This is a genomic window from Bradyrhizobium sp. CB82, assembly GCF_029714405.1.
In the GTDB taxonomy this organism is placed as follows: domain Bacteria; phylum Pseudomonadota; class Alphaproteobacteria; order Rhizobiales; family Xanthobacteraceae; genus Bradyrhizobium.
The window spans coordinates 118,079-144,051 of sequence record NZ_CP121651.1 but is presented as its reverse complement, the minus strand read 5'-3'; the positions used below and the strand labels follow the sequence as shown (position 1 = coordinate 144,051).

Here is a 25,973-nt window from a genome sequence, read left to right as displayed (position 1 = left end):
TTCATGCCCTCAGCCGTTCTGAAACAAGTTGGCTTTCGAAGCGTGCAAACAGAGTTACAGCACGCAATCACGCGCCCCCGAGTTCGCCGAGAACAACGACTCTTCGCAAATCGCGTGCGGCGGTCGTCAAATGGGAGCCTACAATCAGACCGAGCCGCCTTAAGGTCAGGAGAGCAACGGGGTCACACAGCTCGATAGAAAGTCCGGCTCCCAATATCGCAATGGCGCGTTGCTCATCCGCGTCGAGATCAGCCCATGAGATGCCGCCTTCCATCACGCGCCTCAAAGTTGTCCCCCGGTATCTCAAAACCCAAACGCGTGCCTGATTTGCCGTAGCATAGCCATGGCCGCGTCGGTGTACCGACCGTTGGTTAGGTATTGATCCAGCTGCGCTGTACGAATCAGCGCCACAACTGCCGCCGTGAGGCCTTTAAACATTGGGCCTCTCCTGCAAGAGACCGCCGACCGGGCGTGTTTAAAACCGTTTTCAGAATGCCTTGCCGCGAACAGTGGCCAATATGCAGATGGTGACAGTGACTAGTAACCAACTGCTTAACCGGCGGCGTTAAGCTAGCGCCACATCGACGGCTTGGCCGCTATACCCCCGAAAGCGACCAAATTCTGCATCGCAGCGAAATGACGCGATGGGCCCAACAGGAGACTCATGCGCCGCAGCAACGTGCTTCTCTATTCGACTACTTCGTCGGCGGCTGCGAGCGGGGCAGGCGGCACAGTGAGTCCGAGGGCTTTTGCCGTCTTGACGTTGATCACCAGCTCGAATCGGGTCGGTCCCTGCACCGGCAGGTTCGCAGGTTTCTCACCGCGCAGGATACGGTCGACATACCCTGCGGCCTGCCGGAACAGCTCCGGGATGGAGACGCCATAGGCCAAGAGACCCCCCTCGTCGGCAAAGGAACGCAACGCGGATACGAGCGGCAGCCGATTGCGCGCCGCCAGCTCGACGATGCGTTTGCGGTGCCCCGTCGTCAGGGGATCGGGCGGCAGAAGCAACGCGCCACCCGGCTCTCGGGCAATTCCCGCGATACCCGCCTCGATCTCCGCGATATCGCGCACCGGCGTATCGAGTAAGTTGAACGAGAACTCTTCGGCCGCTGCCCGCGCCGATTGAAAGGTAACTTTGGTGCCGGGATTATTGGGATTGTAGATATATGCAATACGAGTCACTTGTGGCGCGACCTGCTTGAGTAGATCGAGCCACTTCGCGCCGAGCGTCGGCTCCAGATGCGAGAAACCGGTCATGTTGCCGCCGGGATGCGCGAGGCTCGCCACAAAACCCCGCTCCACCGGCTCGCTCACGCCGATAAACACGATCGGCACTTCGGGGGCCGCCAACTCGATCTCACGCAAGCCGATGCTGCTGTTGACTGCAATCACCTCCGGCACCCGTTGCCGCAGCCGCTCTGTGATTCCGCTGTCCAGCATTCCCCAGAGATAATCGACGGCGATGTTGCGACCGGCCACCCATCCAGCCTTTTCCAATCCGTCTTGGAACGAAGCGGCGCGCAATAGTCCTTGCTTGTCGCCCTCGACGTATCGCATCACAACTGCGACCCGCCGCAGCTGATCACGCTGCTGCGCGCGTCCAGCGACAGGCCAAACAACCGCCGCACCAACGAGAAGCGCAATGAACTTACGTCGCCTCATCAGTTTCGCCGTCGAAGAGAGATCCCATCATGCTCTGGCGAGTGGCAAGGATACATCTCGCCGCAAAATCGGCCAATGCCCGCCTTGGGGTCACGAGCGTCGTGTTCTGCAAAAGACGGCTGCCTGCCAACTTCCGCTATGCCCCGTTAGTGACCTACTTAGTGTCGCGATGCACTATCTCGCGACGGGCCAGGAGGTGAGATTCGCAAAACGAAGGAGGCCGCTTCAATCGTCCCAGACGCGCTGGCCGCACTGGCATTGATAGAGGCGGATGAGCTTGCCGGTCCGAGTGTCGAGAAAGCTATGAGTTAGCTGGAGCGCGGAGCCAGCACAATTCGGACAACGCGGTCCCGAACGTTGGACGTCAGTCCTTGGCGCTCTTTCTCTTCCGTCATCGTTTGTTTCAGGGTTGAGCTTCCGAGGGCGGCTTTTGCCTTCCCGGAAGCTGCGCCTCCAGCCATTCGGCGAGCAGTCTGTATTCCCGCTCCATTTTTTCGAGTTCTTGGCGGGTCTCTTTGTGGCCCGTTAGGGCCAACTGGATTTTGCACTGACGTTCCAACAAACGATATGTGCGGTGCATGGCGGCTCCCCCGAACCGATATTCACTCTCATCTCAGTCAAAATCGCTTTTCAGATGCCTGTGATCGAATGTTGCTCTCTTGGGGAAACGGCTCTTGCGTTCTGCGACCAAGGAACGTGTCGGGTTTCGGACACCTCTTCAGGAGTTGACCGTCTCCTCGACCACTTTTCGCAGTCGATCCATTTCGTCTCTGTCATATCGCGATGGCCTAGATATTCCGCGTCGAGACAGCATTGCCGCGCTCCGTGCTTGTGCTAAGGCGGGGAGCGCAATCGGTCTCTCAGTCACCGAACCCGAAATGGAGCCGTTGTCGGTGATATGGCGGATTAGCACATGGTTCCGTCGTCCGAACTAACCTATGACGGTTTCAAATCTGATTTTTTCGCGGCTAATGTCTGTCTCGGGTCACGTACAGCCGCTGCACCCCAGATAGCAGCCGACTTGCTGCGGTGCCAGAGGTCGGCAGCCTCGGGCCAATTACCGACATACCGCGCGGTGTCGCGGGCGAGGAGCGGCGCGCAGCTCGCTGGAAAATTCTTTAGAATCCAACACCCGCCAGTTGTTTGAGATATTCACTCTTCTGTCTTGCCGGGTCGGCTTCATCAGCACCGGATTCAACGTGGCCAACGTCGTCGTTTTTGATGTTTGAATCCTGTTCGACAAGCCCGATCGCTTCGTCAAGCATCGCGACGCGAAGCCGACACAGCCGGACTAGGCGAAAAAAATAATCTATGAACGATTGGTGCATCTGTCGCTCCAATCGAGTCTCAATGTTACACGGCTTGCCCCGTCATCACGCAGCCCTTGGCAGCAAACAAGAACACGCCGGGTCTGCGCAAACCGTCAGCGAAGGCAAAACGAACCTATTGCTAGCTCTTCCATCCTACCACTTCCGTGTGAGAGAAACAAAAAAACGCGTCCGGATGGCGACCCCAAGTGCGCCAACCATCCGCAATAGTATCCAGATCGGCGCGACTCGAAATACCGTACTCCAGAGATTTGGCAGCAATATTGGATTGCAATGTGCGGTTGGCAAACGTGTCGGCCCATTCTCGTGTCGCGACCGGATCGGTATATGACCCCCGTCGAAGTCGTGACGCGAATTTCGAAAAATCCTGCTTCATGGAACCAATGTGGAAGAAATCGCCCCGCATTTGCTTCCCCTCCATTGAGACGAGCGAGTTGATCATAGAGCGCCAGAAAGTGGCGCATCCCCCGATTTTCCGGGTAGAACGTCGTGCTCCCCCAGTCGACGTCACGTGCCCCAACCACCCCGCCGGGTTTCAGAAGAGAACGAAATTGTCGCAGCGCATCAATTGGTCGACTCAAGTGCTGCAGCACCTGATGCGCAAACACCGCGTCAAAGCTCTCGGGAGTAAAACGATGCTCGTAAATATTGCCGGTCTCAAACGTAACGTTATTTGTCAGTTGAGCTTTTGCTCGTAACCTGGCCATCTCGATTACGTCTTCCGATGGATCGATCCCAATCGTTTGGGCTGGCGCGACACGCAACGCCAAGCCAGTCGTAATCGATCCCGGTCCGCAGCCGACGTCGAGCAAATGCATCCCCGGTTTTAGATATGGGAGAAAAAATGCTGCTTCGACTTCGGCGGTTCGCTTGGCGTGGTTGGTCACCACCGAGGCGTGGTGACCGTGCTGATAGACTTCATTTGGAATTGACATAACACCACCCAATCATAAGAGCGCTGACGTTGGTGCATTTCCAGTGTATCGTAACCGCGACATCTCCCAAGGCAATGCCCCTGCCGAGCAAATGATGCGGACCGTCCCCGACGCCTTGCGCACGGACCCCTCAAAGACGTAGCGCTCGGACCTGTGAGCGGTAATCGCGGGAGCGCTCTATTTGTCCTGAGCGGCATTGGCGGGCCCGTGGCACGGGCTGCGTTCGCCTTTTGTCAGCAACTGGCTGCGCCCCTGGGATTTCGATCCGCTCTATGTCGGCTCGGGGTCAAGAGCGCCGTTCGGATCGGCCCAGACCGACGTCCGGTCGAGACCTGAGACCGGACCTATGGCAGCTCCCGAACCTCTTCGCCTTGGCCCAGAAGGCGACAATCCAGGCGCGGGACCAATCTTGCTTTTACCCTCGCCCCCACATCGGCTAGACTGATCGGCCTGGCGGTATGGGGTGACCATGGACATCCCATCGATCACAAGGCGATTGGCGGCGATTCTGGCGGCAGATGTTGCTGGCTACAGCCGCCTCATGGAGGCGGACGAGGAAGCGACCCTGCGGACCTTGGACGCGTACCGTCGCGCGATATCCGATCTCATATCTGAACACGCCGGGCGCATTTTTGGGACCGCCGGAGACAGCGTGATTGCGGAATTCAGCAGCGCAGTGCAGGCCGTCCGCGCCGCGGTTGCGATCCAGCGCGCTCTCGATCGCCATAATGCCGATCTTCCCAATGACCGGAGGATGGAATTTCGAATTGGCATCAATCTCGGCGACGTGTTGGTGGACAGCGACAACCTGCTCGGCGACGGAGTAAACGTTGCTGCGCGGTTGGAGGGCGTCGCCGACCCGGGCGGAATTTGCATTTCTGGCGTGGTCCGCGATCAGATCGAAGGCAAGTTAAGCTTTCCCCTTATGTCAATCGGACAACGATCGTTAAAGAACATCAGTCGTCCGGTTTCGGTCTACTCGGTGGACTGGCGGCTCCAGCATCCGGCCGCCACCGGGATTTTGAGCGGCGAGCTTGCGCTTCCGGACAAGCCATCGATTGCGGTGCTCCCATTCTCGAACATGAGCGGTGATCCCGAGCAGGAGTATTTCGCGGATGGCATTACAGAAGACATCATTACTGCCTTGTCTCATCACCGATGGTTCTTTGTCATCGCGCGAAATTCGACGTTCGTCTACAAGGGGCGATCCGTCGACGTGAAGCAGGTCGCTCGCGAACTTGGCGTTCGGTATATCCTCGAAGGAAGCGTAAGAAGATCCGGTCAGCGCGTGCGGATTACAGGCCAGCTGATTGAAGCGGAGACCGGCAATCATCTGTGGGCCGAGCGTTTCGATCGCGACATGGCCGACATCTTCGCTATCCAGGACGAGATCACCCAGAGTGTGGTCGGCTCGATTGAGCCAGAGATGTTGCTCATCGAAGGAAAACGAGCCTTTCGCAAGAGCGTGAAAAATTTGGATGCGTTCGATTGCTGCATGCGCGCGATGTGGCATTTTTCACAAAAGACCCCCGAGAACGCAGATCAGGCTATCACGCTGTTGCGGGAGGCCATCAGGCTTGATCCGACTCTCGCCCAGGCACACATGGCGCTTGCACGCACGCTGAACAGCCGGACATGGGAGGGCTGGAGCGGCGATCTCGCAAACAATGCATCTGAGGCTCATGCGGCTGCGGCGCGCTCGGTCGCGATCGATGACCGCGACCCCTATTGCCACTACGCGTATTGCTGGACGAGTTTGGTGATGCGAATGCAGGCGCAGGCGCTTGCGGAGGCGCAGCGTTCTATCGACCTCAACCCGAATTTTGCGCTCGGCTTTCTCGCTCTTGGCTTGGTTCGGGTCTATATCGGAAACTTCAGAGAAGCTATCGATGCAATGCTGCGTAGCCTCCGTCTGAACCCGAACGATCCTCAGGCCGGCGCCTTTCTCGGCTTCGTCGCGCTGGCTCACTATCATCAGGAGAACTACGAGGAGGCGGTCCATTATGGCCAGCTTGCAAACCGTCCGCGCCGGTTTTACCCAGGCCTCAGAACTCTCCTGGCAAGCCTCGGCCAACTTGGACGTACCGAGGAAGCCCGGCCGTTGCTAGATGATTTCCTCTCCCGTCCGGCGGACCCGCAGCAGCTTTTCGATGCTACTACCCCCTATCTTAACATGAAGTACCGGGAGCACCTTGCAGAAGGCTTGCGTCGTGCAGGCGTGACTAACTTGCGGTGACAGTCGTTCGGTAGAATGGCTGGTTGAGCAAACCGTCCGGAGGCCAGGGTCAATCTCGACATTTTTTCAATTGGCAGCCACGTTCGATCTACCACCAATTTCAGACATACCGCTGCACTGCGCCAGCTGAAGCGACGCGGCATGAACGGACATCGGATGCTGGGGTTAACTCAACTTGCTATCCGCAAGCGCCGTGCGCAGGAGCATATCATAGTGGTCACCCAAAGCGCTTAGTGCTGTAGCCCCATCACCGGAAAATGACGAGCCATGCATGGTGGCCAGTACCTTCGGCTTAAGCGCCGCCAACTTGCGAACCGTCGCGCCCGTGGTCGGGCCAAGACTGGTGTAGTGGAACAGATTCTCCGCCGCAATTGACTGTTCGATAATGTCGCTCTCGGTGATAGCTGGGCCGTTCCCAACGCGCGTAAATAGGTCTCCGCACAACAAGGTGCTTGTCGTTTCCTCGAATATGACGCCAGCGTCCCAACCGTGCGGCACGTGCGGTGTATCAATGTAGCGAAAGCGCTTGCCACCGATATCGATAACCTCGCCGTCAGAAAGCACGCGCGGCTCGCGATCAGCCATATCGCTGACAGAAACGCGACAGCCCACCATCCCGTGGGTAAGCTGAGCCACAGGCGCGGCTGCGAGCCATTCGTTCATCGATCCGCATTCATCCGCTTCGAAATGGCCGAAACCAAGCCAGCGTAGTCGCTCCACCGGGATGACCCGAGCAACCGCAGCGGAAACCAATGGAAACATTTTTCGCTTTCCGCAGTGAAACAGCAACGGTTCGTCACCGGTGAACAGGAAATGATTATACGTAAATCCGGCGGGCGGAGCGGCATCGGGCACGAAGATGGAGAGGCGATATATGTCTGCACCGATCTCATCGATCCTAGCTTCCATGACAAGCTCTCCCAAGAATGGCCCTACGACCGGTTGATCGACCGTAAAGGATGGCTTGAGGCTACGAGGTGTTCCGCGCCTTGAAAAGCCGCGGCGATGAGAAATGTCCGCCGTGGGGCCGGCAGCGGACGAAGGCTGGAGCGCTGCGTGTGACGTGCAGTCCCGCTGACCTTTCGAGTTCCTTATCCGAACCTTTGCGGAATTTTGGAGCACTAGTGCATCGGAGACCCCTGGAATAGTCTGGGCCGACCATGCGCAGTCTGGAATTCGAGGAGAGAGCCATGTCGTTCATCAATTGGGACGCTACATTCCACTTCGACCCGCACGACCCCTTGAATGCCTTCGCGACCCACGGAATCCCGGTGCCCACTACGGCGGCCCTGGCTACACGGCAGGCCAGTTCGGTGCCACGACGCCTGAGCCTTCGCAGCTCGGGCCCGAAACACAGCCCGTCGATCAACTAGATCAGCTATTCTACCAACATGACCTCGTGCATCAGCACTTCAGCGACGGGAAGGCTACGTTGTGATTCCGCGTCCTTCGGTCGCAAGAGCCGCGGGCGCAGCCGCCCTTTCTGTTGATCTGTCATAAGAGCTGAGAGCTGACTGCCGAAATACTGATAGCCAATCACGGAGGAGATGCCATGACGCAGATCCGGCTGGCCTCGCTGCAGGGCGAGGCGCCGATGAGGAGTTCGGTGAGACGCCGTAGACGCTGGCGAAAACATCGGCCACTGGACGGCGATCTTCGCCAGCGTGTGGCCGGTATGGCGCTTATCGCGCTGCCATGCAAAGCGCACGTTGGCTGCCATCGCGCGGTCAATCTCGGCCAGAGCAATTTCCGGCTTGGATCGTGGCGTTCGGTATTCGGCCGGTACGCGGGCGCGCTTCAAACGAGAGGTGTCGCTTGTCCAACTCTCAGGCAGAAAGAGACGCAGTGCGACCATCACCGGCACTTCGCCGCGCGCGAGTGTCAGCGACACCAGCGTTTGGCAATTTGCCGTTTTGCCAAGAGAGGACGCGTATTGAGGCGCGACACCAACCGAGCGTTCGCCCTTCTTCGGCATTGCCGTGTCGTCAATAACGAGCACGGCATCCTTGCCGCCGACAAGCCGGTCGGCCTGATTTAACAGTTCAGATTCCAACGGAGTCGCATCCCAGACACCGTCGGCAATGAAATGGTGCAGCTGATCGTAGTTGCCCGCGGCAAGGCGCTCCGCCATCGGCTGAACGCTTTTGCGGTCGCCGGGACCGATCAATCCCGCAACGTACAATGGACACATCTGCCGCCGGGTCTTATGACCCAACCGATCCAGGAACGGCTTCAGCCAGCGTTCGAGTTCGTCTTCCCACTCCGCCATGGTCAGCCCTCCGAGAGCCGACCACCCATGAATCATTGAAAAATTGATTCGGGAATCCTAAAAAGCGCCGCAAAACCGAGAATCTGCCAAAGTAGTGCTAGACCCTCGTATCGGCTGCGCGCTGCCCAAAGCGCGCGCTCCTTTCAGAACATTCCGAGCAGGATGAAGAACCCGATCTCGATCAGGAAAGTGACGCTCATGATAGCGAGTGTAAGGAACACGTCGCCCATTGAGAACGGGGCCATCGCGCGCCTCATCGCTGACACGCCCCGTTGGTAGAATTCATATAGGTCAAGAAGGTTTCGGTTCCGAACGGAGCTTTGCCAAGCGCCCGATCGAGGAAAACAGAGGCCGCCAACTAGACGGCCTTATCCTTCTTGTTCCGGGTGAAGCGCGGCCTTTTCGGCTAACAAATCAGCAATCAGTTGAGCTATTCCCTCGCTCGCCAACTGATCCGTGACATGGGAGAGAAGGCTGCGGTAGTGCTCGATCTTCTCATTGAGTTCATCGCACTTTTCGCACATTGCCGCCTCGTCGAGTGGTAACCAATCTTTATCAGGTCCGTTCCCAAGAACGACAAGTTCGTCGGCCCAAGTCCGGGACGGGGCGTGGCGTAGGTACTTTGGGCTGCGTGATCCGGCGCGGGTACGCGGGACCGCCTGCCTTTAGCGTATTTCGGGACCGCGTTTTTGGGCTTTGGTTCCTCGCATGAGGCTTTCTCGCCGCGTCCGTCAGATTTCTGCATCACCATTTCCTGTAGTGGTCACCCCTCCAATCAACAGCGGCAGGCGCTATTCCGGCAGATCATCCTCGCAGTAACAAGCGGAGATCGTTGCGTTTGTTGGGCACGGAGGATGTCTCCGCGGCCGAATTCGGAGCCTCGCGGCATCACAGCACCGTGAGGCCGAGTAACAATACGCCTCTTCATTCAGAATATAGCTGCGGGAAAAAAGATCGGGCGAAAAGCTACGTCTTGCGAACACTGACCATTGTTGTCGGCGTTGGCAAAAAGTGTTCCAAACAGCCAACTCAAACCCTCTCGGTAGCCACTCCAACTTTACGCAAGGGAAGACCTCCATGAAAAGCCAAGACGATCTTCAGCCGCAACGTCCAGTGAATCGACGCACATTTGTAAGCATGGTAGCTGCTGGGGCGGCAGGGGCTCTTATCCAGGGCACCGCCGCCGCTGCACAGCCCGCGCCGAAGGCTCGAAATGTCGTCCTGGCGCACGGGCTGTTCGCCGACGGGTCATGCTGGTCCGAGGTGATTGCACGATTGCAGCGAGCCGGGGTCAATGTCACGGCCGTGCAAAACCCACTGACGACGCTGCCTGAAGCAGTAGCTTCGGCCGAGCGCGTGCTGGCGCGGCAGGATGGTCCGACGGTGTTTGTTGGGCATTCTTTCTCCGGAATGATCGTGACTGAGGCCGGTATGCATCCGAACGTATCGGCTCTTGTCTATGTGGCGGCTCGGGCACCAGATGCTGGCGAGGACTACACGGCATTGGCCAAGACCTTTCCCACACCACCGGCGTCGGCTGGGATTGTCTTCGACGGCGATGAAGGACGTCTCAGCGAGGCTGCCTTCTTGCGCGATTTCGCGGGCGACCTACCTGAAGCGAAGGCGAAGGTCCTCTATGCGGTCCAGGAGCCGTTCCACAAGTCTCTGCTGGGTGGCAAGACGACGCATGCGGCTTGGCGGTCAAAACCGAGTTTCTATGCCGTTTCGACAGAAGACCGGACGATCAATCCCGATCTCGAACGCTTCATGGCCAAGCGCATGGGCGCCAAGACTATCGAAGTGAAGGCGGGCCACCTTTCCCTCATATCGCACCCCGATACGATCACAAATCTGATCCTCGAGGCAGCCGGGCAGACCTAGACGAAACGCATTTCTGTCAGCGCTTCCGCGCCTCCATTCACAAATGTAGAATTGGGACAGTGCTGCTGGTTGGTTTGCGCAAGCCTTTGCGTAACCTGATGCATCATCGGCGCTTTCCTCCCTACTAGCAGCGCGGCGACGGCGGGGCCGTTTTGTTGAAACTCGCTGCGGGAGTTAGGGCGGCCAAATCATGGATGCACTGGCGAGCAAGCCGGCTGTGGAAACATGGCCGATTGAGCGGCTACGGCCCTACGAGCGCAATTCGCGCCGGCATTCGCCCGAGCAAATCGAGCAGATCGCGGCGTCAATCCGGCAATGGGGCTGGACCATGCCGATCCTTGCCGCCGATGATGGGATGGTGCTGGCCGGGCACGGCCGATTGGCCGCCGGCAAGCTGTTAGGAATGACCGAGGTCCCCGTTATCGTCGCTCGCGGGTGGAGCGATCAGCAGAAACGCGCCTATGTCATCGCCGACAATCGCCTGACCGACGCCAGCGATTGGGATGACAAGATGCTGCGGCTCGAATTGGCCGACCTCGTGGAAGGCGGTTTTGAGATCGCGCTGACCGGCATAACCGAGGACGAGCTATCGCGGCTGTCCGTAGGGGTCGGCGAGCTTGAGCAGATGCCCGAATTGCCGGACGGTGATCGGTCGCCATTCCGCGACATGACGTTCATTCTGTACGGCGATCAATTCGGGATCGTCGAGCGCGCGATAGCCAGGGCGACCAAACCACGTGAGCCGAACAATCCCAATCGATCGCCGCAAGGCAATGCGCTCGCCGCGATCTGCGCCGAATATCTAGAGCGCGTCTCTTAAATCGAGTTTGACCGGTGCGGCTTACTCGATGTCCGCTACGTCCGAATACCGACCAAATACCGGAGCGCAGCGAAATGACGCGATGGGCCAATTAGGCGACATGGCAACCGCGACGGCGGAGGTCCGCTAAGGGTGGTGAGCGGTCATTCGGATTTAGGGCCGGTGGCAATTCCGTTGTCGCGCGGCAGTGTAATGATGAACTCGGCAAAGACGCCAGGCTCAGTCTCGACGTCGATCCGGCCTCCGTGTTGCTTGACGATGATGTCATGGGTCATTGAGAGTCCGAGCCCCGTTCCTTCCCCTGTCGGCTTTGTAGTGAAGAAAGGATTGAACATCTTTTCGCGTACTTCAGACAGGATGCCTGTGCCGTTGTCGCGAATACGGATTTCGACTGTCTTGCCGAGGTTCCTCGTGGAAGCGCTGAGGACTGGTTCAAAGCTCTCGTCGCCCGTTTCGAGCTTGCGCCTAGTCGCGGCATAGAAGCCGTTGGAAATCAGGTTGAGCAGCGCCCGTGTGATCTCCTGCGGATACAGCTCGACCGCACCAGCGCGCGGGTCCAGGTTCTGCCGCAGCGTGATGGTGAAGCCCGACTTCTCTGCTCGCGCGCCGTGATAGGCGAGATTAAGGCTGTCCTCGACGATGGCGTTGATGTCGACTCGCCGATGCTCGCCGGAGCCTTCGCGCGAATGCAACAGCATGTTTTTGACAATGGAATCGGCACGCTTGCCGTGCTGGACGACCTTTTGCAGATTGTCCTTCAGAAGGCCGGTGAGCTCATCGACTTCGCCGCGAATTCCTTCGGCGAGCGTGGTCGAGGCGAGGATGTCGTTCAACTCGTCCGTCAACTCGGCCGACAGCGCGGCAAAATTGTTGACGAAGTTGAGCGGGTTCTTGATCTCGTGCGCGATGCCGGCGGTAAGCTGGCCGAGCGAAGCGAGCTTTTCGGTCTGGATCAGGCGATCTTGCGCCGCGCGGAGTTCATCGAGCGAGGCGGCAAGTTCCTTGGTGCGGGACTGCACTTCGTCGAACAGGCGCACATTCTCGATCGCGATGACGGCCTGGTCGGCGAAGCTGGTCACGAGCTCGATCTGCTTTTCGCTGAACGGCCGGACGGCGCGACGTGCGAGGACAATGGCGCCGATCGGGCTGCCTTCGCGCAGCAAGGGCACACCAAGGAAGCTGCGCGGATTGCCGCTGAGCTCCTGGCCTTCAAAGGAGTAGTCCGGGTCTTCGAGCACATCGGTGACATGGACCACCTTGTCGCCGAGCAAAGTCCGGCCCGTGATCGTGCGCTTGTCCGGCCGGACCGGGAGATCTTTCACATATTCGGCGAATTTGGTGGGGAAGCCGTAGGAGCCCGCCCGGAAGTAAATATTGCCAGTCTTGCGGGTGATCGCCGCCATATCGGCTTCGCATAGTCGTGCCGCCGATTCGACCAGCGTATCGAGCACGGCCTGCAGGTCGAACGCGGAGCGGCTGATCACCTTGAGCACGTCGGCGGTCGCCGTCTGCTGTTGCAGCGCCTCGGTCAAATCCTCGGTGCGATGGCGCAATTCGCCGAGCAGCCGCGCGTTCTCGATGGCGATCACGGCCTGCGCCGCAAACTGCTTCAGCAAGGTGATCTGCTTCTCGGAGAACGGCCGGTTCTCCTGCCTGAAGATCATGACGTTGCCGACCACGCGCTCGTCCTTGAGCAACGGCACCGCAAGCAGGCAGCGCGCACCGCCGAGATCGACCAGCGCGCGACGGTTCGGCTCTCCGCTGCGATAGGCCTCGGACTCGGCAAGGTCGGTGATTTCGACGAATGGCTCTCCCTTCAACAGCCGTGCAGGCGCGGTGGCCGGACCATAATCGAGCGGCTGTTTGCGCCGGAACGCATCGTAAGCGGGGGGCAGGCCGTAAGTGGCCGCCGTGTGGAATTGCGCTCCATCGTAGGTGTTGAGCACGCCGAAATTGGCGCCGCAGAGCTGCATTGCCTTGCTCAGCATCGCGTCGAATACCGGCGCGAGATCGCCGGCCGATCGGCTGATGACGCTCAGCACCTCAGATGTCGCGGTCTGCTGCTCCAGCGATTCGGTCAGCTCATGCGTCCGCGCCTGAACTTCCTCGAACAGCCGAACGTTGCCGATCGCAATCACCGCCTGGTCGGCGAAGGTCTGGAGCAGCGCGATCTGCTTGTCGCTGAACGGGTGCACCTCCTTGCGGCGGAGCACAATGGCGCCGATGCTCTCCTTTTCCCGCAGTAGCGGCACGCTCAAAATGCTGCGGTGGCCCATCCGGATCGACAGCTCGCGCCCGTCGGAGAAATCCGCGTGCTTCTCGTCGCGAAGATCCTCGATATGCACGGTCTTCTGGTCGATGAAGGCGCGGCCCGCGGTCCAGCGGCGGTTGATCGGCCATTTGTCGAGCCCGATCGGGATCGGGCCATGATGGGCGCTGAAGCGGAGATCGTCGCCGTCTCTCAGCACCACGGCCGCATCATAGGCATCGCACAGCTCGCAGGCGCATTCGACAATGGCTTTGAGAGCCGGGGCGACCTCGGTCGGCGACGAGGCGATCACCTTCAGGATGTTGGAGCTGCCGGTCTGGTAGGTCAGGGCCTCCGTGAGATCGCGCGTCTTGGCCTGCACCTCGTGGAGCAGCCGCGCGTTCTCGATGGCGATCACCGCTTGTGCCGCAAAATTTTCCAGCAACTCGACCTGCTTGTCGCTGAACTCTTGCACCTCCTTGCGGTAGACGGCAAAGGCGCCGACAAGCTCGCTCTCCTTGAGCATCGGCACAATCAGAACGGTGCGGGCTGCGGCGACCTTGTAGATCAGATCGTCGGGATGCTCGGTGGCAATATCGGCAATGTGAACCAGCGCCTTGGTCTCGACGAGGCGCCCCAGCGAAGGCGCCCCATCAAACGGCGCGATGAAGTGTGGCGGCGTTTCCTGGTCGGGCGCATACGATTGCGGCACGTTTTGAGCGGCCATTCGCGCCACCCGCCGCAACCTGTCGCCTTTGTATAGGAGCAGCGTCCCAAAACTGGCGCGGCAGATGCCCACGGCCTTTTCCAGCATGGCCTCGAACACCGGCCCAAGCTCGCCAGGCGAACTGGATATGACTTGCAGCACTTCCGCCGTCGCGGTCTGCCGCTCGTTTGCATGTTTCAGCTCGTGGGTGAGAGTGCGTACCTGCTTTCGCAGGTCGGCAATGGATGGGGCCTTAGTCGATGCTTTGCGAACCTTGGGCCTATTCGCGCGCCGACTCTTGATCGGACGTTCGCTTCCACTGCGTCGCCACATTTCGCTCGCCCCGAGGGGATCAGAACAGGACAGGGCCCAACCCTATACAAATCCCGGGTTTCGCGCCATGGGCCGAAGTCAGCTCCGGGTCTTGGCCGCGTGAAAACGTTTCAATGCGGGGGCGGCGCTTTGAACAGCCCCATGGGGTCGCGGATTGGCGCCGAAATGGCATAATTTCCGGCCAGGCCCCGGAAGCCAGCCCAATGGCTTGCCCGAGCCACTATAATCGATGATGAGGAGGTTGGTGGCATGCGCGCGACAGCGCTCCTGGCTCATGCCTGAATCGCCGCGATCAACGCACCAGCACCCATGATGTTCATCACGCGCGTGAGATTGTAGGCGAGCACGTGCAGCGCCATCTCAGTGGCGACCTTCGGCAAGCGCTTCGTCAGGAAGTGCGTCGCGCCCATGCGCATCTTCAGCGTGCCGAACGGATGCTCGACCGTCTCGCGACGGCGACGCATCGCCTGAGGATCAGCGTCGAGCCGCCTCTGGGCATCCTCCATGACGTGCTCATGCTCCCAACGAGAGATGACGCGGTTTTTGGCCGTGGTGCAGCGCGCCTTCAGTAGGCAACTCCCACAGGCTTTCGTGACGTAGCGCCGAATGGTGCGTTCGCCATCCACTGTTGTGAGCCAATATGCCAGCAACTCGCCAGCCGGGCAGCGATACACATCCTGCTTGGCCAGATATGCGAAGTCGTGCTTTCCAAACTTGCCCTTCGCCTCCATTCCGGTCGTGTTTGGCTTCGGTAGAGTCACAAGGATATCAGCGTCGGCGCAAGCCTTGATCTCCTCGCCTGTGTAATAGCCGCGATCGGCCACCGCCTCGAGCTTGTCCACGCCGAGCACGGCCTTGGCCTGCTTGCCCATGTTTGCCAGTTGAGCGCGATCCGAGCCGCTATTCGTTACTTCGTGCGCGATGATGAGATGATGCTCGGTATCTACGGCAACCTGCACATTGTAGCCAACGACGCCCGAGCCACGGCCACTCGTTGCCATGGACCGACTGTCGGGATCGGTCAGCGAGATCTGTTGATCTGGTGATGCCAGCATCGCCTCTTCGTAGGCTTCGAGCTTGTGCATCTCGCTCTTGAGCTTGGTGAGCTTTTCCTTCAGATGCGCCGTCTTCGCGGCGAGAGTCTCAGACGGCTCCTGCAGATCTGCCGTGTCGAGCTGCGCGAGATAACGCGAGACGCTCTCCTCCAGTTGCTGGCGACGGCGCTCGACCTTGCCCTTTGTGAAGTTCTTGTCACGCGTGTTGACCGCCTTGAACTTCGATCCGTCGATGGCGACGCTCGCCTGCGTCAGCAATCCCATCCGCCGGCAAAGCTCAACGAACTTCGCGCACACCTTCCTGATACCGAGGCCGTTGTCGCGACGAAAGTCGGCGATCGTCTTGTCGTCGGGCGAAAGCCGTTGTAACAGCCAGATCACCTCGAGATTGCGTCTTGCCTCCCGCTCCAGCCGGCGGCTCGACTGGATGCGGTTGAGATAGCCGTAGATGTACAGCTTGAGCAGCACCGCTGGATGATAGCCGGGTCGCCCGGTCGCCGACGGTTCGATGTCCTCAAAACCCATCTCGTCAAGATCAAGTGCTTCGACAAACGCATCGACAACGCGAACAGGATTGCTCTCACCGACCCAATCATCGAGGCATTCCGGCAACAACGTCGATTGATTGCGATCCGCGCCTTCAATGAACCGTCGCATCGACCGTCTCCGAAAAACCCAGAGACGATCTCTATCTGACTCGTTGTTTTCACGCAGCCAGGGTCATTCTCGACAGAACCAGCCGGACCTGCCTGCCACCTGATGTCCGCCTTGACCTGGAAGCGACCGAAGCACCGCGTCGCAATAAGATGACGCGACGGGCCAAAACGCGACATTGCGTTGCTTGCCGCGTCTACGCAAGTCCCCGTTCGCGATCTATAACTGTTTCAGGAATTCCAGGAGCGCATTGCTTACGTCTTTGGCGCGCTCTTGCTGAGTCCAATGACCGCAACCTTTCAAGACTATTGTCTCGCGAAGCAAGGGCACGAACTGTTTCAGGCTAGGGACGAGATGGCTCCAACTCGGCGATCTGTAAACCCCGTCTCGATCGCCAACGACATAGAGTGCCGGGACCTGAACCTTTGCGCCGGACCATGGTGCGAGCAACTCCCAATTGCGATCAATGTTGCGATACCAATTCAAACCTCCTCCAAAGCCGGTGCGCTTGAACTCCTCAACGTAAAATTCGATGTCACTGTCCGTGAGCCACGGCGGCAATGATTGGGTTGTAGGCTTCCCATCAAGCCAACCCCCTTCATTAGGAATCATCGTGAGCGACGCAGGATCTTCAACCGGCGCATCGCCAGAGAGGGCGAACAATGTCGTCTTGATTGCGTTGTGGACGTCTTTTTCGAGTTCTGCCTCGGCAACGCCCGGCGTCTGGAAATACAGTTGATAGAAGCGCTGCTTTTCGGCCCTCGGCATGACAGTGCTTGGTCGGTCGGGACCACGCACCGGAAACGGCACGCTCAAGCCAACGACAGCCCTAAATCGATCCGGTCTAAACAGAGCGCAGCGCCAAGCGACCGGCGCTCCCCAATCATGTCCGACAACGACTGCTTGATCCGTGCCGATCGCGTCGAGCAATCCGACCATGTCTCCGGTCAAGTGCAATAGAGTGTATTGATCGATCGCATCCGGTTTGTCCGTCTGCCCGTAACCACGCATGTCGGGCGCGATGGCGCGATATCCGGCGGCAGCGAGCGCTTCCAATTGGTGCCGCCACGAATACCAGCACTCCGGAAAGCCATGGCAGAGAAGCACGGTGGGGCCGCTCCCTGCTTCGGCCAGGTGCATTCGAATGCCATTTGTCTCGATAAATCGAAGCGAGATCGTCATTGCCAACCTCCGCAAGATCATTGATCTGATAGCTAATCAGTCACATTGTGAGCTCCAGCCACAACCGAAGTGGCTCCGCCGACACCCAGTCGAACGGCGGACCGCCAAAACGACATGCTCTACGAATTTATTTTCGAGCCCGCACCCGCCTCCGGCAGCATCGGCGCAAGGTCGGCTATTGGGATGGTCCGGCCGTGCTCCGGCCCTGCCAGCACGAGAAGCTGGCAAGGGGCGCTCAAGACAAGGAGCACGCCATGTCTCAGAAACTCAACGCAGCGATCGCCGTGATCGGCATCGATATCGGCAAGAACTCGTTCCACCTCGTGGGTCATGATCCCCGCGGTGCCATCGTGCTGCGGCAGAAGTGGTCACGCGGCCAGGTCGAAACGCGGCTCGCCAACCTGCCGCCGTGCTTGATCGGGATGGAGGCCTGCGTCGGCGCCCATCATCTCAGTCGTAGGCTCCAAGTGCTTGGCCACGACGCCCGCCTGATGCCGGCGAAATACGTGCGCCCGTATTCGAAGGGACAGAAGAATGACTTCCGAGATGCGGAGGCCATCGCCGAGGCGGTCCAACGCCCGACCATGAAATTCGTCGCGACCAAGACCGCCGATCAGCTCGACCTTCAGGCGCTGCACCGCGTCCGCGATCGATTGGTCGGTCAGCGGACCGGCGTCATCACATCCGTGCGTTCCTGCTGGAGCGGGGCATCGCCGTGCGGCAAGGCCTGCATTCCCTACGGTCCGAGTTGCCGGGCATCCTCGCGACGCGCACCGATGTGCTCTTGCCTCGCATGTTGCGCATCATCGAGGATCTGGCGGGCGACTGGCGCCGGCTGGATGCGCGTATCGAGGGGCTATCTGGCGAGATCGAAACGCTGGCCCGTCAAGATACGGCCTGCGAGCGACTGATGACAGTGCCCGGCATTGGCCCGCTTATCTCGAGCGCCATGGTGGCCGCGATCGGCACCGGAGACGTGTTCTCGAAAGGCCGCGACTTCGGCGCCTGGCTTGGACTGGTGCCGAAGCAGATATCGACCGGCGACCGCACAATCCTCGGCAAGATATCAAGGCGCGGCAATCGCTACCTGCGCGTTCTGTTTGTACAGGCGGCATGGGTTGTGCTGGTCAGGATAAAGGACTGGGAACGTTATGGGCTCAAATCCTGGATCGAAGCCGCCAAGAGGCGGTTGCACCACAACGTGCTGGCGATTGCGCTCGCCAACAAGCTCGCCCGGATCGCCTGGGCGGTTCTCAACAAGGGACGCGCCTTCGAGTGCGTCAACACGGAGGAGACAGCGTCCCGACCTGCTTGATCCTCGCGCCGTGCTCGGGACCGTCAAGGCGCGGCCTGGCACGGTCGAGCAAGACGTCAGGACAGCCACGACGGCCGGCCTTGACGGTCCCCTTGCGCGCGGCGCGTCTGCGCGCGCAGGCCGGGACGAAGGAACGACCGCTAGGCACGAACAAAGGAACAGCGCGAAGCGAGGAGGAGATCGTTGATGTAACCACTACCTCTTACCCGCCGAGGTCTGCGAGAGGGATGAGACGACGATGGAGGATCGGTCTTCCCGGCGCATGCGAACACTGGTGACCCAAATGGCCCGGTCGAGGCCTGTCCGGTAATGAGATCGCATGCGCGCTGATATCCATGATGGCCCGGAGCACCACACGCTCCACTCAGAGGCCGGATACATTGATGCAAGACCGCATCTACCGGATCGTCGAAATCTTCTTGCAACGCGCGGCCGGACCATACATGTGGGTCACGAGCGCCGAGAGGGGATGTCCCGGGTTCTGTTGAATTTCTGAAGAGGTCGGCGTTGCCCACCTTGAGCCGGTAGGCTCGGGGTGCTGATTCCACAAAGGAGAGCAACGCCATGACGAGAGATATCACACCGGCTGGTTGGCCGGCGACCGGGGCTGTGGACGAAGCGTTTGCAGAAGTGCGGGCGAGCTTCGATCGGTTCTGCCTTGCGGCAGGGATCGAGGCGCTCGGCACGATGATGGAGGCGGATGTCACGGCGGCCTGCGGGCCGCGCCACGGTCGCGACGCGGCGCGGCGGGCGCACCGTTGGGGCCGAACGCGGGGACGGATCGGCTTCCACGGCGGCAAGATCGAGGTCGAGCGCCCGCGGGTCCGGGGCGTGGACGGCCGCGAGGTCACGATCCCGAGCTGGGAAACGGCGGCGGAGGAGGACTGGCTCGGTCGCTGGGCGATGAACCTGATGCTGATCAATGTGTCGACGCGCCGGTTCGGCCGCGCTGTCCGGCTGCCCGAGGGTGACGTGCCGGCACCGCCCGGATCGGGGGTTTCGAAGTCGGCGGCCTCGCGGAGGTTCGTAGCGCTGTCGGCGGCGCGGCTGGCCGACTTCATGGCTGCCGATCTGTCCGCGCTCGACCTTCTGGTGGTCCAAATCGACGGGCTGCATCTCGGCGACGATCTCGTGCTGGTGGCCGCGATCGGGGTTGACGGCGAAGGCAACAAGCATCCGCTGGCGCTGGTGGAAGGGGCGACCGAGAACGCCGCAACGGTTCAGGCCCTGCTGGACAACCTGGTCTCGCGCGGGCTCGACCCGACGGTGCCAAGACTGTTCATCGCCGACGGCGCGAAGGCGTTGTCGAAGGCGATCCGCCGCACCTTCGGTTCGGCCGCTGCGATCCAGCGCTGCCAGATCCACAAGGCGCGCAACATCATGGAACGCCTGCCGAAAGAGCATCATGCGGCCACCCGTCGGGTGCTGCGCCAGGCCTGGGAGCTCGATGACGCCGACAAGGCTGAAAAATTGATCCGCAATCTCGCGCGTCGACTCGACCAGCAATGGCCCGGCGTAGCGGCCAGCATCCTCGAAGGCCTCGACGAAATCCTGACTGTCGTCCGGTTGAAGCTGCCGAAGGAGCTTCGTCGATCGCTCGCTTGTACCAACATCGCCGAGAACATGATGGGCACCATTCGCCGCGTCACGCGCAACATCAAACGCTGGCGGGATGCCGGCATGGCCTTGCGATGGGTCGCGGCCGGCATGATCGAGGCCAACAAGGGCTTCCGACGATTGAAGGCGCATAAGCAATTGTCGGTTTTGCGTGCGGCCCTTCAAGCTCGCCACAATCGCATGACGATCAACCCCGTTGCCCACGTCACGAGGGCCGCGTAACATTCATTCCGGCAACGTCGGCCCGACGTAGTTCAACAGCGATCGGGACATCCCCCGCCGAGACCGGCGCGGCCTATGTCAGTTCAAAGGAGCTTGGCGGCCGCCGCTACAAGTTTGAACGTGATACTAAGGGCGAGGTCGTCAGGGATGCTAAGGGTAAGCCGATCTACAGCAAGGTGAAAGCCAGCGGGGCCGAGTTTGGCGAGGGATCAAGCACGCCATCGAACGAGGCTGGTTCGAGCTGCACGAGAGCGGGACCTATGCGCGGCTCTTGAAGACAGGGGCCGCCAACTGAGGCGGCCTCAGTGTTTTTGTTGTTCTTGTAGTTTCTGCTCTAAGAACTCAGCCATCTTACGGTATTCCTCGCCTAGATTCTCGAACGCCCTGCGCGCTTCTTCATTACTAGCAACGATGGCCTGTCGTTCACATACTAGCTGCAGGCGTCGATAGTCGGGGACCGTTCGATAGGCCATTAAGTGCAAAGCACGGCTGGGCCGATCGTTCCCAGTACTCCAGATGAAATTAAAGGAGACCGCCAACACCGCGGCTGGCCATATGGGAAACAACACCGACATACGAACGACGCTGGCTCTACGATCCTTGTAGCAGCGGCTTCCGCTGCAAATGCGCGCGATTGTCTATGGCGGACATCTTGGCTATTCTGTTGATACCGAAACCAGGGAGCAATGCTTGACATCCCGCATCTCGGCCCGTAGCGGAGGGCTCGAACGGCACCACGTTCTCAGTCTGCCTTTCCACACCGCAGTAGCTCGCATCGTAAGGGGCAAAAAAAAGAAACCCGCCCGAAGGCGGGTAGCGCAAGGTGGCGCACTTGGTCTGCCAATCTCAGTCAGAGTCACACACCTCTCCGGCGCTCCGCTGCAAGCGCGGCCGCGCTATGCCTACGGTGAGTTGGCTAGGATCCGCCGATGCCGCAACTATCCGTGGTTTTGGGCGCGGTCTCAGAATCTCGGTCTGAGCTGGAGAAGCGGGCATTCCAGCCAAGGTTAGCTCTGGCGGAGCTGAACTCTCCTCAACTTGGCCCGCTCCCAGCACTGCTACTTGGTGCCGCGAGATCGGGAAGCCAGTCACTTCAAAGGCCGGAAAGCGTAGAGTGCACGCGCTAACTTGATGGGTCGTTGCGCTTGCTACGGAGGCGATGACGGTTGCGATCAAGAACAGATTTTTCATGATGAACACCCACTTGGATTAGAGATATTCCCACCACGAATTCAGGTAATCACCTTAGTTCCAAATCGGCGACGCAATATGTCTGCTCTCTAGCGGCGCCAATTCTGTTTACGCAATCACTGTTAAGTGCGGTGGTCCCCCCGATGGAAGAAACCCCGCCCCAAGTCATGGGAAGAACGGACGCTCCGAATTAGGGGGCGGGGTCTAAAATAGGCCTACTCATACGGCAGTCCGTAAGCCTGTCGCCAGCTGAGCTCTTAGCATCACTCGTTTGATGCGGTCTGCCTGATAAGCAACCTTCGCGGAGAAAATTTCGGGGTAGAGACACGGACAGTAATTCTCCGGGGTTCGGGGACGACGCGACAACGCAAAAGAGAGAAAAGCAGTTCGCGAAACACAAGCGTGTAGCCATTTTCATTTTCGGCCCACCTGATCAAATCGAGTAAAGGCCCGACAACGTAAACCGCCTACCACGCACAGGGTATCGCGAGCAGTCAAACGTCGATACACAAGGTGGGCCGGCCACTATCCGCCCCGCAGTCCTGCTGAATGGCCCGACGGCCACGTCTCCTGCAACATCCAGTGCCTGAACGGCCGTTGCAATCGCAAGGTCGACGTTCGGCTCGACAGCTTTCCTTGCGATGGGCGGGACGACTTGCGGTCCCTGACCACCACGTCGTCCAAGCCTGGCACGAAATCGCCGTGCGCGCTCCTCGTTTGTGGTCGGCTGCTGAGAAAAGGTTGCGCGTCATCCCTGATGGCGAACGGTGGTCCTTGAGCACGTCAAACCCGCACTGACGGACGGTTAGGACTTCGGTATCCTTGCCGTCGCACTTGGAGCAGCGCGCAGAGATTCGGGCTTCTTCAGCAGAGGAAAACCCATGCGGTTGCAGGCGTCGCACCTGATCTCGAGTGGCCCTGTCCATGCTTCTCCGACTGGCCCTGGTCGACCCGGCTCACGCGTGCAACCGGCAGCAGACGCTTGGACGACAAGGTGATCGCGGCCATTTCGGCACCGATCGTGTCCCATTTGTCGGAAAGAGCGCCATCTTGCCGCGATTGAGCTCGGCGAGTTTCTGCGATCTGAGCCGAAAAGGAGCCGAGCACAAGGCTCTACTGCGGCTAATCGGCTCTCTCGTAGAGATACCGGCTTCCACTTAAGTGGAGGTCATCGCGAGTTGAGCATATGACGACAGCACTCAGTATTAACAACTCACCTCTCTCATGGGTTTCATGTTGAGGATGGTCGCGTCCTTGAGGTTCAACTTCGCGGTCCGCCTTTCCGGATTTACATCAAGGACGCAGCCTACAGCCTCCTCACGGGGCGTTGCTGCGAGGCAAAGCCGCCATTCGCGATCATCCGTGCGCGAACGAGGTGGACTTCGTGAAGGCGGTTTTCGTCCGTGCCTAATATGGATTGAACACTGGATTGGTTTCTATTCCCGTGCCGATGCCAACCGCCGAGACGCGGCGAAGGCAGATATGCGTCCGCTACACGTATCGATCCTACCTGTTCTCGGGCTCAGGAGCGGGCCGGTTTACATTCCGAGCCGGCTGCCCAGTCAGGGCGCCCGTGCCCGTTGCCCTTATTTCCTCTTGCCTGGAGCCAGGCTCGGCTGCCAAGCTGCTGCTTTCTGGCTTGGCGCCGCGGCGATAATTTTGACTTTCTCCTTCTTTGGCTTCTTGGCTTCCCTAATGCCCCGTCGCTCCCCGTTAGCCACGTCGGTCTCCTTCTGGTTCTCGAGCTGATTGAATTCATCCGGCAACAGGATCTGCCCGCGCGGCGTGCAGATCCTTACGTCGATGTACCCCTCTTGCAGAAGCTGCCTGGCCTTCCTCAACGCGGCCGCTGCCGTGGCGCGGCCGAGATTTTGGCGGGTACCGTGAAGAGCGAGCGGTACGATGACGGGTGGCGCGATCCACTCGGCCAGGCGAAACTGTCGCAAGACAATGCTCCTGCTCTCAGCGGCGGGAGCGCGCGGCCCTCAGTCACCGGCGGATGCCATGGAAAACTCGGTGATCGCCGACCCTACGCCGATGCTCCGGGAATAGCGAGCCGATAAAGCGCCTGGTGCCGGAGCAAGAGCGCAGAAGAGGATGCGTGCGCTTTTGTTTGCGCCGGCTGAGAAAGGGATCGCTATTGCGAAGAGGCGCATGCTGTTGCCGGGGCTGCGCAGAAGGGCTGCCAAGGTGCGCTTCGTACAAAGTATGTCGCAGGACTAATGCCAGAAGACACAAAGCATCCCGATGTTGTCTCCGCCATTCCCTGGGATTTGCTCGGCTCACCTAGCAGGGCTGAGGCTGATCACTGCGCCGATTACAGGGAGTAGCTCAGATGACGCTCATGCGCGGCTGCTCATAAGCTACGAATACAACAGGATGGTCATCCTGTTCTCGATGCTTGATGGTGAAAGGGAAGTTGCCTGCGCGATCTCGACCACCGCGATGGATGCGCTGGAAGATCGAGCGCTGGCCGCCTCAAAGCCTGGCCAGCGCGAGGAGCAGTTCACGCGTCTGCGCGATCGCATCGAAACGTGTGCCGTCGGCAATCCGGCGAGCGAGTTCGAGGGAACGCCCCCAGGCATCATCCTGCGCAGCATCGATTTCAAAAAAGGCGATAGACGACGCGCCGAGCTGCCGGCCGGCGCGCTTGACGCAGTTCATCAACATTATCCCCGGTATGCGGCATGAAACTTCTGAGAACAGACCTATCAATCAGACTGCGCAAGCACTATCTTATAGAAATCACTGATCGTAAATGGCTTCAGTGACTGAGAGACCGTACCGCGCTCCCGCCATCCAGACTGGAGGGAGCCCGTGAGTATCATCTATCCATTGCACTTTCAGCGAAGGTTCGAGCGCCGCTGGGCGTTGAGAATGGTTCGCGTGGAGCCGCAACGCTCTCCCTCACAGCGGACCATTGCCCGTCCCTCCGTACACCTCAATATTGGTCCCGTCAGCTCAACCCGTTTGCCATCGGAGATTCTCCACGAAGGGCACCGTTCCGCTTGCAGTACAAACTGCGAGACTACTGCTATTTCCGGCGCACTTCCACGCAGGCCGGCTCAATGAAACACGACTGCAATCCTGTGTGCTCTTTCGGGCATACGCGAGCGCGATTGCGCATAATCTTATGATCGCCAGTTCTTCCTCAGTGGAATGATTGATAGTGTTGGGCTCCCGCCTCAGAACCAGGAGCATCGGATGCCAGACGCGCAACTCACGAACAAGCTCTCGCCACGCGAAACCGTCCGGCCCCTCTGTCCCATGTGCCGGGCCAACATGGAGGTGCTGCGTGTTGTCCCGGGAAGACACGGCTTCGAACATTGGACCTTGAGATGCCGGAGCTGCGGGGTCATCCTTGATGCGCAAGCTCCTTCGGATCCGATCAACGCCGAAGCCCTTGGCTGGTGCGGCAGCGAACTGACGCCGCCTCGATAAGGATAGCTCGGATACTGGCGATTTGTCTCGCTATTTCCCGCGAAACAGCGCAGCATCCACGGACTTTCAAGCAGGAGGCTCTTGTGAAAGGTGACATCTTCAACAGCAAGGGAGTTCGTGTCGGCATCATCGTGGGCCGGGAAATCTTCGACCTGAATGGTGCAAAGCTCTACGATCTCAAAGGAACCAACATCTACCGGCCATCCGGTGAATTGATTGGCCATTTCAATGATGCCAGCGGTTCGGACAAGCGGCTCGACAAGACGACAGATCGCCTGTTCTTGTAGTCACTACAGATGCGTTCGGTCGAGCTGCCCGAAAGGTGGCGCTTGGTGAACTGGACTCTCTCGCCAGCACGCGGGCGTTGATCACAACGAACGGTATCGTCTACTGTTTAGCCATTTCCTGAAATCCATCTGCCGAGGCGTAGCAATGCGAGCCGCTGCGACCCGAAGGAACCTTGGCGATCGCAATTCTCAGGCTTGCCAAAAGAAGTCTTGTATTCTCGCGAGAAGTGTATAGTCCAAGTGGCCCTTTTCCAGAGACATCGTCGGATTGAGTGTTTTGGAATCGCGTGCGCCTTGGCGTTTCGGAGAAATATTATGGCTACAGGTACAGTGAAGTGGTTCAACGGGCAAAAGGGCTTCGGATTCATTCAGCCCAATGACGGCAGTAGCGATGTCTTCGTTCACATCAGTGCGGTCGAGCGGGCGGGGCTCCAAGGACTTGCTGAAGGTCAGCGGGTGAACTTCGAGCTCAGGACCGACCCGAAGCGTGGCAAGTCCAGCGCCGAGAACCTCTCTTTGGCGTAAGCAGCTTTCGTCATTTCACGGATGTACTGGAATGACTGTGCGGCCCACTCGATCTCGCGATCG

The 25,973-nt window shown here is 59.4% G+C and carries 17 protein-coding genes and 3 pseudogenes; 9 read left to right on the top strand and 11 right to left on the bottom strand.

Going from position 1 to position 25,973, the window contains the following annotated elements; all coding sequences use genetic code 11:
• Window positions 1–67 precede the first annotated feature (67 nt).
• From QA640_RS44480 to QA640_RS44465, 4 genes are all read right to left on the bottom strand, one after another.
• Window positions 68–274 carry a hypothetical protein gene (locus QA640_RS44480; RefSeq protein WP_283043639.1) on the bottom strand — a complete coding sequence of 69 codons (207 nt, stop codon included), beginning with the start codon at window positions 272–274 and terminating at the stop codon, window positions 68–70.
• Window positions 275–687: 413 nt separating this feature from the next.
• Entirely contained in the window at window positions 688–1,560 is an 873-nt protein-coding gene (locus tag QA640_RS44475) for an ABC transporter substrate-binding protein (protein ID WP_283043638.1), read from the bottom strand.
• Window positions 1,561–2,783: 1,223 nt separating this feature from the next.
• On the bottom strand, window positions 2,784–2,993 hold the full coding sequence (locus tag QA640_RS44470) for a hypothetical protein (protein WP_283043637.1): 210 nt from the start codon (window positions 2,991–2,993) through the stop codon (window positions 2,784–2,786).
• Window positions 2,994–3,088: 95 nt separating this feature from the next.
• A complete protein-coding gene (locus QA640_RS44465) occupies window positions 3,089–3,928 on the bottom strand; it encodes a methyltransferase domain-containing protein (protein ID WP_283043636.1) in 840 nt (279 codons plus the stop codon).
• A gap of 469 nt (window positions 3,929–4,397) precedes the next feature.
• Between QA640_RS44465 and QA640_RS44460 the strand changes: the two genes are divergently transcribed.
• Entirely contained in the window at window positions 4,398–6,164 is a 1,767-nt protein-coding gene (locus tag QA640_RS44460; protein WP_283043864.1) for a tetratricopeptide repeat protein, read from the top strand.
• Window positions 6,165–6,329: 165 nt separating this feature from the next.
• Here the strand turns inward: QA640_RS44460 and QA640_RS44455 are convergent, their stop codons facing one another.
• Window positions 6,330–7,073, bottom strand: a complete 744-nt coding sequence (locus QA640_RS44455) for an MBL fold metallo-hydrolase (protein ID WP_283043635.1) — start codon at window positions 7,071–7,073, stop codon at window positions 6,330–6,332.
• A gap of 281 nt (window positions 7,074–7,354) precedes the next feature.
• Between QA640_RS44455 and QA640_RS44450 the strand changes: the two genes are divergently transcribed.
• A complete protein-coding gene (locus tag QA640_RS44450) occupies window positions 7,355–7,537 on the top strand; it encodes a hypothetical protein (protein WP_283043634.1) in 183 nt (60 codons plus the stop codon).
• 326 nt (window positions 7,538–7,863) lie between these two features.
• Here QA640_RS44450 and QA640_RS44445 read toward each other — a convergent pair.
• Window positions 7,864–8,469: pseudogene (locus QA640_RS44445) on the bottom strand (IS701 family transposase); the annotation flags it as partial.
• A gap of 332 nt (window positions 8,470–8,801) precedes the next feature.
• Window positions 8,802–8,957, bottom strand: coding sequence for a hypothetical protein (locus tag QA640_RS44440; RefSeq protein ID WP_283040386.1), 156 nt, complete (start codon window positions 8,955–8,957; stop codon window positions 8,802–8,804).
• A gap of 553 nt (window positions 8,958–9,510) precedes the next feature.
• On the opposite strand from QA640_RS44440, the gene QA640_RS44435 reads away from it, so the two are divergent.
• Window positions 9,511–10,314 carry an alpha/beta hydrolase gene (locus QA640_RS44435; protein ID WP_283043633.1) on the top strand — a complete coding sequence of 268 codons (804 nt, stop codon included), beginning with the start codon at window positions 9,511–9,513 and terminating at the stop codon, window positions 10,312–10,314.
• Window positions 10,315–10,504: 190 nt separating this feature from the next.
• A complete protein-coding gene (locus tag QA640_RS44430; RefSeq protein ID WP_283043632.1) occupies window positions 10,505–11,134 on the top strand; it encodes a ParB N-terminal domain-containing protein in 630 nt (209 codons plus the stop codon).
• A 143-nt stretch (window positions 11,135–11,277) separates the two neighbouring features.
• Here the strand turns inward: QA640_RS44430 and QA640_RS44425 are convergent, their stop codons facing one another.
• The 3 genes from QA640_RS44425 to QA640_RS44415 form a co-directional block, all read right to left on the bottom strand.
• Window positions 11,278–14,250, bottom strand: coding sequence for a GAF domain-containing protein (locus QA640_RS44425; RefSeq protein WP_349253780.1), 2,973 nt, complete (start codon window positions 14,248–14,250; stop codon window positions 11,278–11,280).
• A gap of 443 nt (window positions 14,251–14,693) precedes the next feature.
• Window positions 14,694–16,133, bottom strand: a complete 1,440-nt coding sequence (locus QA640_RS44420) for an IS1182 family transposase (RefSeq protein ID WP_283043630.1) — start codon at window positions 16,131–16,133, stop codon at window positions 14,694–14,696.
• 216 nt (window positions 16,134–16,349) lie between these two features.
• Window positions 16,350–17,312 (bottom strand): alpha/beta hydrolase, encoded by a 963-nt coding sequence (locus tag QA640_RS44415; RefSeq protein ID WP_283043629.1) that lies wholly within the window; start codon window positions 17,310–17,312, stop codon window positions 16,350–16,352.
• 254 nt (window positions 17,313–17,566) lie between these two features.
• Between QA640_RS44415 and QA640_RS44410 the strand changes: the two are divergent.
• Both QA640_RS44410 and QA640_RS44405 read left to right on the top strand, forming a co-directional pair.
• A pseudogene (locus QA640_RS44410) lies at window positions 17,567–18,627 on the top strand (IS110 family transposase).
• A gap of 564 nt (window positions 18,628–19,191) precedes the next feature.
• The gene (locus QA640_RS44405; RefSeq protein WP_283041364.1) at window positions 19,192–20,466 is read left to right on the top strand and encodes an IS256 family transposase; all 1,275 of its coding nucleotides are present in this window, start codon (window positions 19,192–19,194) and stop codon (window positions 20,464–20,466) included.
• A gap of 2,777 nt (window positions 20,467–23,243) precedes the next feature.
• On the opposite strand, the gene QA640_RS44400 is transcribed toward QA640_RS44405, so the two are convergent.
• Window positions 23,244–23,603 carry a hypothetical protein gene (locus QA640_RS44400; protein WP_283043628.1) on the bottom strand — a complete coding sequence of 120 codons (360 nt, stop codon included), beginning with the start codon at window positions 23,601–23,603 and terminating at the stop codon, window positions 23,244–23,246.
• Window positions 23,604–24,036: 433 nt separating this feature from the next.
• Here QA640_RS44400 and QA640_RS44395 point away from each other — a divergent pair.
• From QA640_RS44395 to QA640_RS44385, 3 genes and pseudogenes are all read left to right on the top strand, one after another.
• A pseudogene (locus QA640_RS44395) lies at window positions 24,037–24,267 on the top strand (DUF1488 family protein); the annotation flags it as partial.
• A gap of 914 nt (window positions 24,268–25,181) precedes the next feature.
• Window positions 25,182–25,385 carry a hypothetical protein gene (locus QA640_RS44390; RefSeq protein WP_091889266.1) on the top strand — a complete coding sequence of 68 codons (204 nt, stop codon included), beginning with the start codon at window positions 25,182–25,184 and terminating at the stop codon, window positions 25,383–25,385.
• A gap of 315 nt (window positions 25,386–25,700) precedes the next feature.
• The gene (locus tag QA640_RS44385) at window positions 25,701–25,910 is read left to right on the top strand and encodes a cold-shock protein (RefSeq protein WP_283043627.1); all 210 of its coding nucleotides are present in this window, start codon (window positions 25,701–25,703) and stop codon (window positions 25,908–25,910) included.
• Window positions 25,911–25,973 lie beyond the last annotated feature (63 nt).